The sequence below is a fragment of the Novosphingobium sp. JCM 18896 genome, from assembly GCF_025938095.1.
In the GTDB taxonomy this organism is placed as follows: Bacteria; Pseudomonadota; Alphaproteobacteria; order Sphingomonadales; family Sphingomonadaceae; genus Novosphingobium.
In genome coordinates this window covers 995,826-1,010,260 of record NZ_JAPCZF010000001.1, presented here as the reverse complement: position 1 = coordinate 1,010,260, position 14,435 = coordinate 995,826, and the positions used below count along the sequence as shown (strand labels likewise).

Genomic DNA, 14,435 nt, shown 5'->3' with positions numbered 1-14,435 from the left:
CGATGCGCCTGCTGATCGCCGCTGCGCTTGCCATGATCGGAACCGCTGCTCAGGCGCAGATGCCCGAGCAGCGTGTCGCCGACATCCTCGCCACGCTCCAGGCCAAGACGGATCCGGTCGCGGTCTTCGCGCCGCCTTTCGTCGCCGCTGTGCCACCCGCGCAGCTCGCCGTACTGGTCGCACAACTGGAGCGTGAGAACGGCCGCTTGCTCGGCACGGAGGACTTCCGCTCGGAAAGCCCGACGCGGGGGCAGTTCAACCTGCGGTTCGAGCGCGCGACGGCCGTGGCGATCTTTTCGATCGAGGCTGCCGCGCCCTACCGCGTGACGGGCCTGCGCATCGGCGCGGTATCGCCTCTGGGCGATAGCGCCGCGCGCATCGCCGCGGACTTTGCTGCCCTGCCCGGGCGCAGCGGCTTTGTCGTGCAACGGCTTGGCCAGACCGCGCCGATCGCGGCTTCCAACGCCGACGCGCAATTCGCCGTTGGTTCAACCTTCAAGCTCTGGGTCCTCGACGCCCTTGTCGAGGAGATCGCCGCGGGTCGGCATCGCTGGGACGAAGTCGTCCGGCTGAATGCGCGCAGCCTGCCGAGCGGGATCACTCAGGACTGGCCGCCCGACGCGCCGGTCACGGTGGAGACGCTCACCACGCTGATGATTTCGATGAGCGACAATACGGCCACCGATACGCTGATCCGGCTGATCGGGCGCGAACGCGTGGCCGCGCGGGTACGCGCCAGCGGCCACGCTGATCCGTCGCGCATGCTGCCGCTGCTCACCACCGCGGAGGCCTTCGCGCTCAAGTTCTCGCCGGCCTCCCGCGAAGCCTATGCCCGCGCCGACGATGCGGGCCAGGCGCGCATCCTCGCCTCGCTCGATACCGACAGGCTGCTGGCCACGGCTGACCTGACCGCGCTCGACGGCTTGCCCACCGCGATAGACTCGATCGAATGGTTCGCTTCGCCCGAAGACGTCGCGCGCGTGCTCGATGGCCTGCGCCGACGTCGCGATCCGCGCGTGCTGCAGATTCTCGGCGTCGCGCCGACCATGGCCAAGGACCTGCGCGAGCGTTTCGCCTATGTCGGTTACAAGGGCGGCTCGGAAGCCGGCGTGGTCTCGCTGTCCTGGCTCGTGCAGCGCAAGTCGGGCGACTGGATCGTCGTCGCGGCAAGCTGGAACGATCCGGCCGCGGCCGTCGATACTCAGCGACTGGCCGGATTGGCCGAAAGGCTGCTGAGGCTCGCCGCATCGGCGGATTGAAGCCGGCAGCCCCTCCCATTTCCGCGCTTGACCTTGCTGCGCCGCACAACCTAACCCGGCTGAGCAACCGAATTCGACAGGATACCGAAATGCAGCGTTTCGAAGGCACCAGCTCCTATGTCGCCACCGACGACCTCAAGGTCGCGGTCAATGCCGCGGTGACGCTGCGCCGCCCGCTGCTGGTCAAGGGCGAGCCGGGCACGGGCAAGACCGTGCTGGCGATCGAGATCGCCAAGGCCGCCAACGCGCCGCTGATCGAATGGAACGTCAAGTCGACCACCAAGGCGCAGCAGGGCCTCTACGAATACGATGCGGTCGCCCGCCTGCGCGACGGCCAACTCGGCGACGAGCGCGTCCACGACATCAAGAACTACATCAAGAAGGGCAAGCTGTGGGAGGCCTTCACCTCGCCCCAGCTCCCCGTCCTGCTGATCGACGAGATCGACAAGGCCGACATCGAGTTCCCGAACGACCTGTTGCAGGAGCTCGATCGCATGAGCTTCGACGTCTACGAGACGGGCGAGCGCATCGCCGCCAAGGAGCGTCCGATCGTCGTCATCACCTCGAACAACGAGAAGGAACTGCCCGACGCTTTCCTGCGCCGCTGTTTCTTCCACTACATCAAGTTCCCCGACCGCGAGGTCATGCAGTCGATCATCGACGTGCACTTCCCCGGCATTCAGAAGGCGCTCGTCGCCAAGGCGATGGACGTGTTCTACGAGGTGCGCGACGTCCCCGGGCTCAAGAAGAAGCCCTCGACCAGCGAACTGCTCGACTGGCTGAAGCTGCTGCTCAACGAGGACATGCCGCTCGACGTGCTGCAGAACCGCGACCCGACCAAGGCGATCCCGCCGCTGCACGGCGCGCTGCTCAAGAACGAGCAGGACATCATGCTGTTCGAACGCCTGGCCTTCATGGCGCGGCGCCAGGGCAACTGACGCCATGCGCCGGCTGCTGCTCTGCGCCGCGGCGTTTCTCGGGATCGGCGCCTCGCCGTCCGACATCCCCGCCGAATGGGCGCGGCCGACGCGGCCGTTCCATGTCGTCGGGCCGATCTATTACGTTGGCACCGAAGGCATCGCCGCCTATCTGGTGCAGACGCGCGCCGGCCTGGTCCTGATCGACGGTGGCATCGAGGAAGCCGTGCCTGCGGTCGAGCGGTCGATCGCCGAGCTCGGCTTCCGGCTCAAGGACGTGAAGCTGATCCTCGCGACCCACGCGCACTACGACCACGTCGCTGCGATCGCCGGGCTCAAGCGGGACACCGGCGCGGCCTTCCTGTCGAGCCCCGGCGACCGCCGCGCCTATGAAACCGGCACGCCGCCGAGCGAGACCAATTACGGCGTCATCCGCTTTCCCGCGGTGAAGGTCGACCGCGTGGTCGCCGATGGCCGGCCGGTGACTCTGGGCGGCGTGAGCCTGACGCCGGTGTTCACCTATGGCCACACGCCGGGCTGCACGAGCTGGTCGCTGCGTGTGACCGACGTCGAGAAGCCGCTCGACGTGCTGGTGCTCTGCTCGATCACCGTCGCGGGCAACAAGCTCGTCGGCAACAAGGGCTATCCGGGCATCGTCGGTGACTATCGTCGCACCTTTGCCAAGCTGCGTCGCGTGCGCGCCGACGTCGTCCTGCCCGGCCATTCGGACACCACCGACGTGATCGGCCGCGCGCGGCGCCGCGATGTCGGCGAGGCGAATGCCTTCGTCGATCCCGCGCTGCTGCCGCGTCTGGTCGACGAGGCCGAGACGGCCTTCAATGCCACGCTCAAGAAGGAGCAGGGGCAGTGAGCTATACCGGCCATTGCGCCTGCGGGGCGGTGACCGTGGCGCTTGCGGGCGAGCCCTTCGGCGTCGGCCAGTGCTGGTGCCGCCAGTGCCAGCGGATCGCCGCGGGCAGCGCCTCGAACAATGCGATCTTCCGCGCCGATCAGGTGACCACGACGGGCGACCTTACCGTCCACACCTATCCGGCCGAGAGCGGCAACATGTCGATCCAGTCGTTCTGCGCCGCTTGCGGCACGCCGGTGTTCGGTGGCAGCTCGGCATTGGCCGCGGTGGTCGCGGTCAAGCTCGGCATCCTCGAGCAGCCGCACGACCTGCGGCCCGGCATGGTCATGTGGACCAGCGAGGCACCGGCCTGGGCCGTGATCGACCCCGCCCTGCCCCAGTTCCCCAAGTCGCCGCCGATGCCGGCACCCGCGGAGGCGTCATGACCTATACCGGACGCTGCGCCTGCGGGGCGGTAACGCTCGCCATTGCCGGCGCGCCGATCACCGCGCGCCAGTGCTGGTGCCGCCAGTGTCAGCAGATTGCCGCGGGCGGCCCCACGCACAATGCCATGTTCGCGACCCAGGACGTGACGATCGCCGGCGATCTCTCGGGGCACGAATATGTCGCGGCGAGCGGCAACACGATCACCCAGTCGTTCTGCACGGCCTGCGGCACCCCGGTCATGGGGCAAAGCTCGGCGCGCCCGCAGTTCCGCGTGATCCGCCTCGGCACGCTCGACACGCCGCACGACATCAAGCCGCTGATGGCGATCTGGACCGAGGACGCGCCCGTCTGGGCGGTGATCGATCCCACGCTCGAGCAATTCCCGCGACAACCGCCGCCGCCCTCCACTCCCAACCCGAGCTGAGCCCATGTTCTTCAACTTCATCGACGAGCTGCGCGCCGCCGGCATCAAGGCGAGCTTCAAGGAACACCTGACCCTGCTCGAAGCGCTCGACAAGGACGTGATCGAGCAGACGCCCGAGGCGTTTTACTATCTGAGCCGCGCCACCTTCGTGAAGGAAGAGGGGCTGCTCGACCGCTTCGACCAGGTCTTCGCCAAGGTCTTCAAGGGCGTGATGACCGACTACGGCCAGCAGCCGGTCGAGATCCCCGAGGACTGGCTCAAGCAGGTCGCCGAGCGCTTCTTCTCCAAGGAGGAGATGGAGGCGATCAAGGCGCTGGGCGACTGGGACGAGATCATGGAGACGCTGAAGAAGCGGATCGAGGAACAGGAAAAGCGCCATTCGGGCGGCAACAAGTGGGTCGGCACCAACGGCACTTCACCGTTCGGCCATGCCGGCTACAATCCCGAGGGCGTGCGCATCGGCGGCGAAGGCAAGCACGGCCGCGCGATCAAGGTCTGGGAAAAGCGCGACTTCAAGAACCTCGACAACACGGTCGAGCTGGGCACGCGCAACATCAAGGTCGCGCTGCGCCGGCTGCGCCGCTTCGCGCGCGAGGGTTCGGCCGAGGAACTCGATCTCGACGCGACGATCGAGGGCACGGCCAAGCAGGGCTGGCTCGACATCCGCATGCGGCCCGAGCGGCACAATGCGGTCAAGGTGCTGCTGTTCCTCGACGTCGGTGGCTCGATGGATCCGCATATCAAGCTGGTCGAGGAACTGTTCAGCGCGGCCAACACCGAGTTCAAGAACCTCGAGTTCTTCTACTTCCACAACTGCCTCTACGAGTCGGTGTGGAAGGACAACCGTCGCCGCTATTCCGAGCGCACGCCGACCTGGGACGTGCTCCACAAGTACGGCCACGACTACAAGGTCATCTTCGTCGGCGACGCGGCGATGAGCCCTTACGAGATCAGCCATGCCGGCGGATCGGTCGAGCATTTCAACGAGGAAGCCGGCGCGACCTGGTTGCAGCGCGTCATGCACATCTACCCGGCGACCGTCTGGCTCAACCCGGTGCCCGAACGGCAATGGGAATACTCGAATTCGACCAAGCTGATCCGCCAGATCATGGGCGATTCGATGTATCCGCTGACGCTCGACGGGCTCGACGACGCGATGCGCGAGCTCACGCGCAAGAAGCATTGAGCACGGGCGCGCCGTCGATGCGGCGCGCCGTCGCCGCCGCGACCCTGGGCAATGCGCTCGAGTTCTACGATTTCGTCGCCTTCGCCTTCTTCGCCGTGCAGATCGGCAAGGCCTTCTTTCCCTCGGGCGATCCGTTCCTCAGCCTGATGGGCTCGCTGGCGACCTTCGGCGCGGGCTTCGTCAGCCGGCCGCTCGGCGCCTGGGTGCTCGGCGGCTATGCCGATCGGCACGGACGCAAGCCGGCGATGCTGGCCTCGATGCTGCTGATGGGAGGCGGTATCGCCCTGCTCGCGCTGACACCCTCCTACCAGGCGATCGGTCTGGCCGCGCCGGTCCTCGCCGTGATCGCGCGGCTGATCCAGGGCTTCGCGCTCGGCGGAGAGATCGGCTCGGCGACGACCTATCTGGTCGAAGCGGCCGACGAGCACCGACGCGGCCTGGTGATCAGTCTCCAGGGGGCAAGCCAGGCGGTCGCGGCGCTGACCGCCGCCTTGGTCGGGCTCGCGCTGAGCCTCGTCCTTAGCGAAGCCGCGCTCGCCGCCTATGGCTGGCGGATCGCGCTGTTGCTCGGTACGGTGATCGTGCCTTTCGCGCTGATCGTCCGCCGAGCCCTGCCCGAGACTCTGCGGCAGGTGCCGATTGCCGCGTCCGAGGCTCCCGCCTCTCATCGGCGCACGGTGCTCTGCGGCCTGGCGATGATCGGCGCGGGCACGACGGGAACCTACGTGTTCACCTATATGGCGACCTTCGGCCAGAACACCTTGAAGTTCCCGCCCAGCGTCGCGCTGACCGTGCAGGCGCTGATCGGGCTGATGCAAGTGATCGCCACCCTGCTCGGCGGTTGGCTCAGCGATCGGTTCGGTCGCCGCCCGATGCTGATCTGGCCGGCGAGCGCCTTCGTCTGCGCGGTGGTGCCCTGCTTCGCCTGGATCGATGCCGCGCGCGACGCTACAACCTTCGTCACCGCCATGGTCCTGCTCGCTTCGCTTAGCTTCCTCACCCAGGCATCGATCTATGCGACGATCAGCGAAGGGCTGCCGACAAGGATCCGCGCGCGTGGCTTCGCCCTGATCTATGCCCTGCCCGTCGCGCTGATCGGCGGGGCGACGCAGCTCGTCGTCACCTGGTTGCTCGAGGTGACGGGCACGCCGATGGCGCTGGCCTGGTATCTGACCGGGACTTCGCTGATCGGCCTCGTCGCGATGATCCTCGTGCCCGAGACCGCGCCGGTGCGCCGCAGCTTCTCGCGCGCATAGATTTGCTGTCATTGCACGCGGTGCCAGCGCTGCCCATCTCGCAGGCATGACCACGACCCTGCCCGTTCTCTTCCTCGGCCACGGCTCGCCGATGACCGTGATCACCGATGGCCCCGAGCGCCGCGCCTGGCAGGCGTTGGGCCGCGCGTTGCCGCGCCCGCGCGCCATCCTCGCCGTCACCGCGCATTGGGAGACGCAAGGGCGCACCCATGTCACCGCCGGCGCCCAGCCGCGCACGATCCACGACTTCGGCGGCTTCCCTCAGGCGCTCTACGGCATCCGCTATCCGGCGCCCGGCTCGCCCGATCTGGTCGCGCGCGTGACCGACCTGCTCGGCGCTGACCGCGTCACGCCCGACAAGACCTGGGGCTTCGATCACGGCGCCTGGGGTGTGGTCCAGCCGATGTTCCCTGCGGCCGATATTCCGATGGTGGCGATGAGCCTCGATCGCACGCTTTCGCCCACCGAGCACCTCGCCCTCGGTCGCAAGCTCGCGCCGCTGCGCGACGAGGGTGTATTGATCGTCGCCAGCGGCAACGTGATCCACAACCTCGCGCTCTGGCGCCAGGCGGCGGGCACTCTGCCCGACTGGGCGAGCGAATTCCGCGACCGCAGCAATGCCGCGATCCTGTCCAGCGACGACGCGGCGCTGATGAACTTCGCTTCCGACGACCGCAACGCCGCGCTCGCGATCAACAGCGGCGAGCACTACCTGCCGCTGCTCTATGCGCTCGGGGCCAGACGCGAGGGTGACGGCACCGCCTTGTTCAACGACACGCTCGACGGCGCGCTGTCGATGACCTCGGTGCTGATCGGCGATACATCGTTGTTGGCAGACGTAGTGTGATGCTGGCGGAGCGAGCCGCGGCGCGGTAAGCCCGCGGCATGGACGCCCAGTTGCTCATCATCTGCCTGCTCACCGCGGGCATCAACCTGATCGGCACCCTCGCCTATGCCGCGCGCATCGCTGGCGTGCGGACGCGGCGCATCGCGATGAGCTTCGCGCTGTTCAACATCCTCGTGCTGGTGTCGCGCACGTCGAACTCGTTCCTCGGCCCCTTCCTCGCCAAGCGGATCGAGACGCGGATTTCCGACGGCGGCGGCGAGGCGTTGCTCTGGGATTTTCGCCTGATCCTGTTCTCGGCGACGATCGCCGTCGCGCTCGGCATTGCGCTGGTGCCCACGGGGCAACGGATGTTCGCGCGCGCGATCGGCTATTTCCAGAACACCCGTTCGACGGGCAAGATGATCCTGCGCACGGCTTCGCCCGCGGGTCTGCGCGCGATCCGCCAGGCGATCCGCGTGCCGAGCTCGACGCAACTGCGCGAACTGGCCAAGCCGCGCGGCGTGGGCTGGGGCGTGCTGCTGGCCAACTGCATGGCCCAGGCGCTGATCACCGTCGGCGTGCTCGCCTCGCTCTATGCCGGCTATCTCAATCCCGAATTCCGCGTCACCGCCTCACAGCTCTCGGCCGTGATCAACGGCTTCGCGACGATCCTGCTGTTCGCGCTGATCGACCCGCAGCTGTCGGTCATGACCGACGACGTCGTCGAAGGCCGGGTCAGCGAGCCGCTGTTCCGCCGCACGATCGTGTGGATCTCGTTCAGCCGGCTTGCCGGCACGCTATTGGCGCAGGTGTTCTTCGTGCCTTCGGCACAGGCCGTCGCCTGGATCGCCAACCACGTTTGAGTATCTGTTGCGTGCTGCAATCTCTCCGTCGCCCCTGCGAAGGCAGGGACCTAACTGACCGTGCCTTCAGCAGAGCGAGAGCTTGGCTGGGCCCCTGGCGCAGGGGCGACGGAAAAAGTAGGGCTCGGGCTCAGTACAGCAAAAGCGGCCGGATCTCCTCAGCCCACTGGGCCTCGTCCTTACCCGCCAGCGCATCGAGATCGCCCGGCAAGGCCGCCCGATCGTCGACCCATTCGCGCAGAGCCGGACCGCCGTTGATCACGTCGATGGCCAGCCGCTCAAATTCGTACTCGTAGGGGAAGTCGCGCCAGATCGGATAGTCGGGCGCGAGGTTGCGGATTGCCTTGAAGGCCAGCGCCTGCAATCGCCAGGGGCGGAAGGCCTGGTGATCGTAGAAGCCACCTTCCGCATGGATCATAAGGCCGTTGCACAAGGTCTTGGCATGCTTGTGGAACGTCGGCTCGAACCAGCATTCCCGGATCGCCGCGCCGGCCAGCCAGTCGGGTGCCACACGCTGCATCTCGGCGAGCACGGCCTTGGCATCGACATCGGGCGCGCCGAACAGAACTTCGAGCGGACGCGTCGTGCCGCGGCCTTCGCTCAGGGTCGTGCCTTCGAGCATGACCGTGCCGGCATAGGCACGCGCCATGTTGAGATTGGCGGCGTTGGGGCTCGGGTTGATCCACAGCCGCTCCTCGGGCCAGCCGAAGCCGGGAGCCGTGTCGGGCTGCCAGCCTTCCATCGCAATCACGCGGTAGTCGACATCGAGCTTGAAGTGATCGACGAACCAGCGCCCCATCTCGCCCAAGGTCAGCCCGTGACGCATCGGCATCGGCCCGGCGCCGACGAAGCTCTCCTGTCCCGGCAGCAGGGTCGTGCCCTCGATCGGCCGCCCGGCGGGATTGGGCCGGTCGAGCACCCAGACCGCCTTGCCCGTGCCGCTGGCGGCTTCGAGCAGGTAGAGCAAGGTCGTGACGAAGGTGTAGATACGGCAGCCGAGATCCTGGAGGTCGAACAGGAACACGTCGGCGGTGTCCATCATCGCCGCGCTGGGGCGGCGGACCTCGCCGTAGAGGCTGAACACGGGAATCCCGTAGACCGGATCGATCTCGTCGCCGGTCTCGACCATGTTGTCCTGCTTATCGCCCTTGAGCCCGTGCTGCGGACCGAAGGCTGCGGTCAGCCTGACGCCCGGACAGACCGCCAGAGCGTCGAGCGAATGGACCAGCCCCTCGGTCAGCGAGGCGGGATGCGCGATCAGCGCGACGCGCTTGCCGGCAAGCGGCTTGCGCAGGTTCGGGTCCGCCAGCAGGCAATCGATACCGGATTTCATGCGTCTGCGGGTGCCGCAAGCGGCAGAGCGAAGCAAGCCGGGTTGTGAAAATCGGGTGCGCCCGGCGCGTGGGCGATCGCCCAGAACGACTTGGTGCCGTCCTTCTCCTCGATCACGGCCGAGATCCCGGCCCGGTCGCTGCCTTCGAGCAGCGCGGGATCTAGGAGCGCGGTCAGCACGAACAGGAACTGCCCACCCTCACTGGTGACCTCGGGGGGGGGTACGTCCGCGTCGGTCCGGCCGTCGCGATAGTTTTCAAAGTGATAGGCGGCCCAACGCTCGGAGGGCGAGAAGTTGAACTCGCGGTAGCCGGGGCCGTCACGGTCCTTTAGAAACAGTTCGCCGCAAGTCGTCTGCCACAAGTCGTCGCCGCGGCCTTTGCCCGCGAAGGCCGGCACGGCCAGCGCCTCCACCCCCTTGATCACCCAGCGCAGCACGAAGACGCCCTTGCGCGTCTCGAGCCAGCGCACGTCGATGCTCTGCACGCCGCGCGGCGGATGATCGGGATGGGGGACCAGGGAAACCGTCTGATGGACCAGCATGCGTGTTCTATTCCGTTTGAGTGGGATCGCCGCGCTTCCCCTTCGCCAGAACGGAGATTCGCGCCCAATCGCCTCGGATTAACGCGATTTTCTTCGCGCGCGACCATCCCTTGATCTGCTTTTCCGCAGATTTGGCTTCATCGCGCGTCACGAATTCCTGCGACCACACATATTGAACCGGCTGATGATCGGCAGTGAAGCCGGGGAGCGTGCCCGCCTTGTGCTCGGCGATGCGGCGTTCGAGATCATCGGTGTGACCGACGTAGAAATACCCGCCGCGGCAGTGGAGCATATAGGCCCAGAAGGTCATGGACCGAAACTACGGCCGGTTCCGCCAGCGACAATCTCGGGATGGCCCGGAATGGACGCATCTCGCGGAAGACCTGGGCTTACGGCAAGGTTCAGGGCAGCCCTTCGACAAGCTCAGGGTGAGCGGGTTTATAAGGAACACTTTCTCTTCCACCGCTTACCCTGAGCTTGTCGAAGGGCTGCTTTTTCTCCCGCGCACCACCGCGTTCCCAAGCGCGCTTCGCCGTGCTAGGCGCGCGCTTCCCGAAACGAGGCCATCATGACGCAATTCCAGTCCGACCTGCTCCGCCTGCTCGAAGAGCGCGGTTACATCCACCAGCAGACCGATGCCGCGGGCCTCGATGCGCTGGCGGCCAAGCAGATCGTGCCCGGCTATATCGGCTTCGACGCGACGGCACCCTCGCTGCATATCGGCAGCCTCGTGCAGATCATGATGCTGCGTCGGCTCCAGCAGACCGGGCACAAGCCGATCGTGCTGATGGGCGGCGGCACCACGCGGATCGGCGATCCGACGGGGCGCGACGAGAGCCGCAAGATGCTCAACGATGAGACGATCGAGGCCAACATCGCCTCGATCCGCACGATCTTCTCGCGCCTACTCAAGTTCGGTGACGGCCCGACCGACGCGGTCATGGTCAACAACCACGACTGGCTGGGCAAGCTCGGCTACATCGAGCTGCTCCAGGAAGTGGGCACGCATTTCACGGTCAACCGGATGCTGACCTTCGATTCGGTCAAGCTGCGGCTCGAGCGCGAGCAGCCGATGACTTTCCTCGAATTCAACTACATGATCCTCCAGGGCTACGATTTCCGCCACCTCGCGAAGACCGCCGGCGCGCGGCTGCAGATGGGTGGATCGGACCAGTGGGGTAACATCGTCAACGGCGTCGAACTCGGCCGCCGCATGGACCAGACCGAACTGTTCGGCCTGACCACGCCGTTGCTGACCACGGCCGATGGTGCCAAGATGGGCAAGACCGCCGCGGGTGCGGTCTGGCTCAACGAGGATTCGCTGCCGGCCTGGGACTTCTGGCAGTACTGGCGCAATTGCGACGATCGCGACGTCGGCAAGTTCTTGCGGCTGTTCACCGACCTGCCGATCGACGAGGTCGTGCGTCTCGAAGCCCTCCAGGGCAGCGAGATCAACGCGGCCAAGGTCGTGCTCGCCAACGAGATCACGCGGCTGTGTCGCGGCGAGGAAGCGGCAAAGACCGCCGAAGCGACCGCCTCGGCGACCTTCGCGGGCGGTGGGATCGGCGAAAACCTCCCCGAATTCACCGTTCCGGCCGAAGGCGTTACGATCGTCGATGCGTTGGTCGGTATCGGGTTTGCGGCGAGCCGTGGCGAAGCCAAGCGCCTGGTCGCGGGTGGCGGTGCCAAGCTCGAAGGGGTCGCCATCTCCGATGAAAATCACATGATTTCAGGTGATTGTGGGGAAATTCGACTGTCTTCGGGCAAGAAAAAGCACGGCGTCCTGCGCTCGGCATAACGGCAAAAAGCGGCAAATTCCTGCCGGCAGGTCTTTGCCGGTTTACCCAATCTTTGCCTTTCCCCTTCATAGAGGTCCCTCGATCACTTCAAGGGATTAGTACGAGATGGGCGCAGGAGCTCAGCTTTCCGTCACCGACATGCGCCGCGCGATGCGGCATCCGGTCGAACAGCCGGTCATCGGTGAACATCGCCAACTCGGCGACGTGCATCTGCACATCGCGAACATTTCGGCGCACGGTTTCATGGCGACGGGGCAGAGCCCGCTGACGCGCGGCGATCGCGTGGTCATCCGCCTGCCCGTCATCGGCCGGATCGAGGCTCACCTGATCTGGTTGACCGAAGAGCGCGCTGGCTTCCAGTTCGAGCGGATCATCCGCCTCGACGACTTCACCAAGCTGATCGACGCGCTGCAGCCCAACCCGCGCCTGCGCGCGGCGCGCTGAAGCGCACACCGATCGGGCGGAGCGCCCAATCGTAAAGCAATCCTTCTAGGACTGATTGGTTCTTCTTATTGGCAAGACCCCGTGCCCGCTGTCATGCGGGCGCGGTGACTGCGCCCACCTCCCCCCTGCAAATCCGCGACTACCGGTTCTTCTGGCTGACGCGTTTCGCCTCCGTCCTGGCGACTTCGTCGATGGTCGTCGTCATCGGCTACCAGCTCTACGACCTCGCGCGCGGCACCTACGGGATGTCGATCGCCGATGCCGCCTTCCTGCTGGGAGCGCTAGGTCTCGCGCAATTCGTCCCGCTGGCGCTGCTGACCCCGATCGCGGGTGTCGCCGCTGACCGCTTCGATCGCCGCTATGTCGGCGCGGTCGCGCTCGGTATCGACTTGCTGATCGCCGTCCTGCTCGCGCTGACCACGGCTTTCGGCCTGCTGAGCCTGCCGCTGCTTTTCGTCATGGCCGCGATGCACGGTTCCGCGCGGGTCTTCGTCGGTCCGGCGATCAGTTCGATCGCACCCAACATCGTCCCTCCCGAACTGATCCCGCGCGCGATCGCGTTCAATTCGATCGCGATGCAGGCAGGGACGATCGTCGGCCCGGCGATGGGCGGCTTTCTGTTCGCCTCGCACCCGGCCGCGCCCTATTGCGTCTCGGCGACCTTGCTCGCCTGCGCCTGCGTGCTTCTGTCGATGATCCGGCGCCTGCCGCCCGCCGCGAGCAACCGCGGGGTCAATCCGTTCCGCCAGATCCTCGACGGCTTCCGCTTCGTCTGGAACGAGCGCTTCCTGCTCGGTTGCGTCACGCTCGATCTGTTCGCCGTGCTGCTCGGTGGCGCCACGGCATTGCTGCCGGTCTTCGCGCGCGACATCCTCCATGTCGGCCCTGAAGGCCTCGGCCAGATGCGCGCCGCCCCTGCCGCCGGCGCCGCGCTTGTCGCGCTATGGCTGTCGTGGAAGCCGCTGTCGCGCAATGTCGGCGCCAAGATGCTCTGGGCCGTCGCTGCCTATGGCGCGGCGACCGTGGCGTTCGGCCTGTCGCGCTGGTTCCCGCTCTCGCTGCTGTGCCTCGCGGCCTATGGCGCGGCCGACATGGTTTCGGTCTTCGTGCGCTCGAGCCTGGTCCAGCTCAACACACCCGACGCGGTGCGCGGGCGCGTCTCGGCGATCTCGGGCCTGGCCATTTCGGCATCGAACGAACTCGGCGAAATGCAGTCGGGTGTCGCCGCGGCGCTGCTCGGTGCGACGGGAGCGGTTGTCTTCGGCGGAGTCGGTGCGATAGTGATCACACTCGCATGGGCCTTCCTCTTTCCAGAGCTGGCCCGGGCCCGAACTTTCGCACCCCAATATCGCCAAAGGGACCCCGCACCATGAAGGCAGACTCCATCCTCGCCACGATCGGCAACACCCCGCACGTGCGCCTTTCGCGCCTGTTCCCCGACCACGAGGTCTGGGTGAAGTGCGAGCGCGCCAATCCCGGCGGCTCGATCAAGGACCGCATCGGCCTGGCGATGATCGAGGCGGCGGAGAAAGACGGCAGCCTCAAGCCCGGCGGCACCATCGTCGAGCCGACCTCGGGCAACACCGGCATCGGCCTCGCCATGGCGGCCGCGGTCAAGGGCTACAAGCTGATCCTCGTCATGCCCGAATCGATGTCGATCGAGCGTCGCCGGCTGATGCTCGCCTATGGCGCGAGCTTCGACCTGACACCGCGCGAAAAGGGGATGAAGGGCGCGATCGAGCGCGCCAAGGAAATCATTGAGCAGACCCCGGGTTCCTGGATGCCGCAGCAGTTCGATAATCCTGCGAACATCGACGTGCATGTGCGCACCACAGCTCAGGAAATTCTTGCGGACTTCGCCGGCAGCCCAATCGACGTCCTGATCACCGGCGTCGGCACCGGCGGGCACCTGACCGCCTGCGCGGAAGTGCTCAAGGGAAAGTGGTCGGACCTCAAGGCCTATGCGGTCGAGCCGACGCTCTCGCCGGTGATCTCGGGCGGACAGCCCGGCCCCCACCCGATCCAGGGCATCGGTGCGGGCTTCATCCCGTCGAACCTGCACACCCAGGCGATCGACGGCGCGATCCAGGTCGATCCGGCCGAGGCCAAGGAAATGGCCCGCCGTTGCGCGCGCGAGGAAGGCATGCTCGTCGGCATCAGTTCGGGCGCGACCCTGCAGGCGATCAAGCAGAAGCTCGAGGAACTGCCCAAGGGTAGCCGGGTCCTAGGCTTCAACTACGACACCGGCGAGCGCTATCTCTCAGTGCCGGATTTCCTGCCTGAATAAGG

General features: G+C 66.5%; 16 protein-coding genes. 13 read left to right on the top strand and 3 right to left on the bottom strand.

What is annotated here, in order from left to right; genetic code table 11:
* Positions 1–2 precede the first annotated feature (2 nt).
* The 9 genes from OLX23_RS04870 (at position 3) to OLX23_RS04830 (ending at position 8,028) form a co-directional block, all read left to right on the top strand.
* The gene (locus OLX23_RS04870; RefSeq protein WP_264443434.1) at positions 3–1,259 is read left to right on the top strand and encodes a class A beta-lactamase-related serine hydrolase; all 1,257 of its coding nucleotides are present in this window, start codon (positions 3–5) and stop codon (positions 1,257–1,259) included.
* 89 nt (positions 1,260–1,348) lie between these two features.
* Positions 1,349–2,197, top strand: coding sequence for an AAA family ATPase (locus OLX23_RS04865; protein ID WP_264443432.1), 849 nt, complete (start codon positions 1,349–1,351; stop codon positions 2,195–2,197).
* A 4-nt stretch (positions 2,198–2,201) separates the two neighbouring features.
* Positions 2,202–3,047, top strand: coding sequence for a subclass B3 metallo-beta-lactamase (bla, locus tag OLX23_RS04860; protein ID WP_264443431.1), 846 nt, complete (start codon positions 2,202–2,204; stop codon positions 3,045–3,047).
* Positions 3,044–3,472 (top strand): GFA family protein, encoded by a 429-nt coding sequence (locus tag OLX23_RS04855; protein WP_264443429.1) that lies wholly within the window; start codon positions 3,044–3,046, stop codon positions 3,470–3,472. The genes bla and OLX23_RS04855 overlap by 4 nt, the downstream gene beginning before the upstream one ends.
* Positions 3,469–3,897: a GFA family protein gene (locus OLX23_RS04850; RefSeq protein WP_264443428.1), complete on the top strand. Its 429-nt coding sequence runs from the start codon at positions 3,469–3,471 to the stop codon at positions 3,895–3,897. The genes OLX23_RS04855 and OLX23_RS04850 overlap by 4 nt, the downstream gene beginning before the upstream one ends.
* Before the next feature lie 4 nt (positions 3,898–3,901).
* The gene (locus OLX23_RS04845) at positions 3,902–5,083 is read left to right on the top strand and encodes a vWA domain-containing protein (protein WP_264443427.1); all 1,182 of its coding nucleotides are present in this window, start codon (positions 3,902–3,904) and stop codon (positions 5,081–5,083) included.
* A 17-nt stretch (positions 5,084–5,100) separates the two neighbouring features.
* Positions 5,101–6,339, top strand: a complete 1,239-nt coding sequence (locus tag OLX23_RS04840) for an MFS transporter (protein WP_264443426.1) — start codon at positions 5,101–5,103, stop codon at positions 6,337–6,339.
* Between the two features lie 46 nt (positions 6,340–6,385).
* Complete coding sequence (gene ygiD, locus OLX23_RS04835) at positions 6,386–7,186, top strand: 4,5-DOPA dioxygenase extradiol (protein ID WP_264443424.1); 801 nt, start codon at positions 6,386–6,388, stop codon at positions 7,184–7,186.
* Positions 7,187–7,224: 38 nt separating this feature from the next.
* The gene (locus OLX23_RS04830; RefSeq protein WP_264443423.1) at positions 7,225–8,028 is read left to right on the top strand and encodes a lipid II flippase Amj family protein; all 804 of its coding nucleotides are present in this window, start codon (positions 7,225–7,227) and stop codon (positions 8,026–8,028) included.
* Between the two features lie 130 nt (positions 8,029–8,158).
* Here OLX23_RS04830 and OLX23_RS04825 read toward each other — a convergent pair whose 3' ends face one another.
* The 3 genes from OLX23_RS04825 to OLX23_RS04815 are packed head-to-tail and all read right to left on the bottom strand — an operon-like array spanning position 8,159 to position 10,213.
* Positions 8,159–9,361 carry a DUF1343 domain-containing protein gene (locus OLX23_RS04825; protein ID WP_264443422.1) on the bottom strand — a complete coding sequence of 401 codons (1,203 nt, stop codon included), beginning with the start codon at positions 9,359–9,361 and terminating at the stop codon, positions 8,159–8,161.
* Positions 9,358–9,903: a DOMON-like domain-containing protein gene (locus tag OLX23_RS04820; RefSeq protein WP_264443421.1), complete on the bottom strand. Its 546-nt coding sequence runs from the start codon at positions 9,901–9,903 to the stop codon at positions 9,358–9,360. The genes OLX23_RS04825 and OLX23_RS04820 overlap by 4 nt, the downstream gene beginning before the upstream one ends.
* A gap of 7 nt (positions 9,904–9,910) precedes the next feature.
* Positions 9,911–10,213 (bottom strand): GIY-YIG nuclease family protein, encoded by a 303-nt coding sequence (locus OLX23_RS04815; protein WP_264443420.1) that lies wholly within the window; start codon positions 10,211–10,213, stop codon positions 9,911–9,913.
* A 258-nt stretch (positions 10,214–10,471) separates the two neighbouring features.
* On the opposite strand from OLX23_RS04815, the gene tyrS reads away from it, so the two are divergent.
* From tyrS to cysK, 4 genes are all read left to right on the top strand, one after another.
* Complete coding sequence (gene tyrS / locus OLX23_RS04810) at positions 10,472–11,701, top strand: tyrosine--tRNA ligase (RefSeq protein ID WP_264443419.1); 1,230 nt, start codon at positions 10,472–10,474, stop codon at positions 11,699–11,701.
* A 106-nt stretch (positions 11,702–11,807) separates the two neighbouring features.
* The gene (locus tag OLX23_RS04805) at positions 11,808–12,146 is read left to right on the top strand and encodes a PilZ domain-containing protein (RefSeq protein ID WP_264443418.1); all 339 of its coding nucleotides are present in this window, start codon (positions 11,808–11,810) and stop codon (positions 12,144–12,146) included.
* Between the two features lie 104 nt (positions 12,147–12,250).
* The gene (locus tag OLX23_RS04800; RefSeq protein ID WP_264443417.1) at positions 12,251–13,519 is read left to right on the top strand and encodes an MFS transporter; all 1,269 of its coding nucleotides are present in this window, start codon (positions 12,251–12,253) and stop codon (positions 13,517–13,519) included.
* Complete coding sequence (gene cysK / locus OLX23_RS04795) at positions 13,516–14,433, top strand: cysteine synthase A (protein WP_264443416.1); 918 nt, start codon at positions 13,516–13,518, stop codon at positions 14,431–14,433. The genes OLX23_RS04800 and cysK overlap by 4 nt, the downstream gene beginning before the upstream one ends.
* Positions 14,434–14,435: the final 2 nt, after the last annotated feature.

Bases quoted from the DNA above. Each gene is read 5' to 3' on its own strand.
- cysK (WP_264443416.1), top strand. From the start codon at position 13,516: ATGAAGGCAGACTCCATCCTCGCCACGATCGGCAACACCCCGCACGTG.
- OLX23_RS04825 (WP_264443422.1), bottom strand. From the start codon at position 9,361: ATGAAATCCGGTATCGATTGCCTGCTGGCGGACCCGAACCTGCGCAAG.
- OLX23_RS04840 (WP_264443426.1), top strand. From the start codon at position 5,101: ATGCGGCGCGCCGTCGCCGCCGCGACCCTGGGCAATGCGCTCGAGTTC.
- OLX23_RS04830 (WP_264443423.1), top strand. From the start codon at position 7,225: ATGGACGCCCAGTTGCTCATCATCTGCCTGCTCACCGCGGGCATCAAC.
- OLX23_RS04805 (WP_264443418.1), top strand. From the start codon at position 11,808: ATGGGCGCAGGAGCTCAGCTTTCCGTCACCGACATGCGCCGCGCGATG.
- OLX23_RS04815 (WP_264443420.1), bottom strand. From the start codon at position 10,213: ATGACCTTCTGGGCCTATATGCTCCACTGCCGCGGCGGGTATTTCTAC.
- OLX23_RS04850 (WP_264443428.1), top strand. From the start codon at position 3,469: ATGACCTATACCGGACGCTGCGCCTGCGGGGCGGTAACGCTCGCCATT.
- OLX23_RS04845 (WP_264443427.1), top strand. From the start codon at position 3,902: ATGTTCTTCAACTTCATCGACGAGCTGCGCGCCGCCGGCATCAAGGCG.
- OLX23_RS04870 (WP_264443434.1), top strand. From the start codon at position 3: ATGCGCCTGCTGATCGCCGCTGCGCTTGCCATGATCGGAACCGCTGCT.
- OLX23_RS04820 (WP_264443421.1), bottom strand. From the start codon at position 9,903: ATGCTGGTCCATCAGACGGTTTCCCTGGTCCCCCATCCCGATCATCCG.
- OLX23_RS04865 (WP_264443432.1), top strand. From the start codon at position 1,349: ATGCAGCGTTTCGAAGGCACCAGCTCCTATGTCGCCACCGACGACCTC.
- ygiD (WP_264443424.1), top strand. From the start codon at position 6,386: ATGACCACGACCCTGCCCGTTCTCTTCCTCGGCCACGGCTCGCCGATG.
- tyrS (WP_264443419.1), top strand. From the start codon at position 10,472: ATGACGCAATTCCAGTCCGACCTGCTCCGCCTGCTCGAAGAGCGCGGT.
- bla (WP_264443431.1), top strand. From the start codon at position 2,202: ATGCGCCGGCTGCTGCTCTGCGCCGCGGCGTTTCTCGGGATCGGCGCC.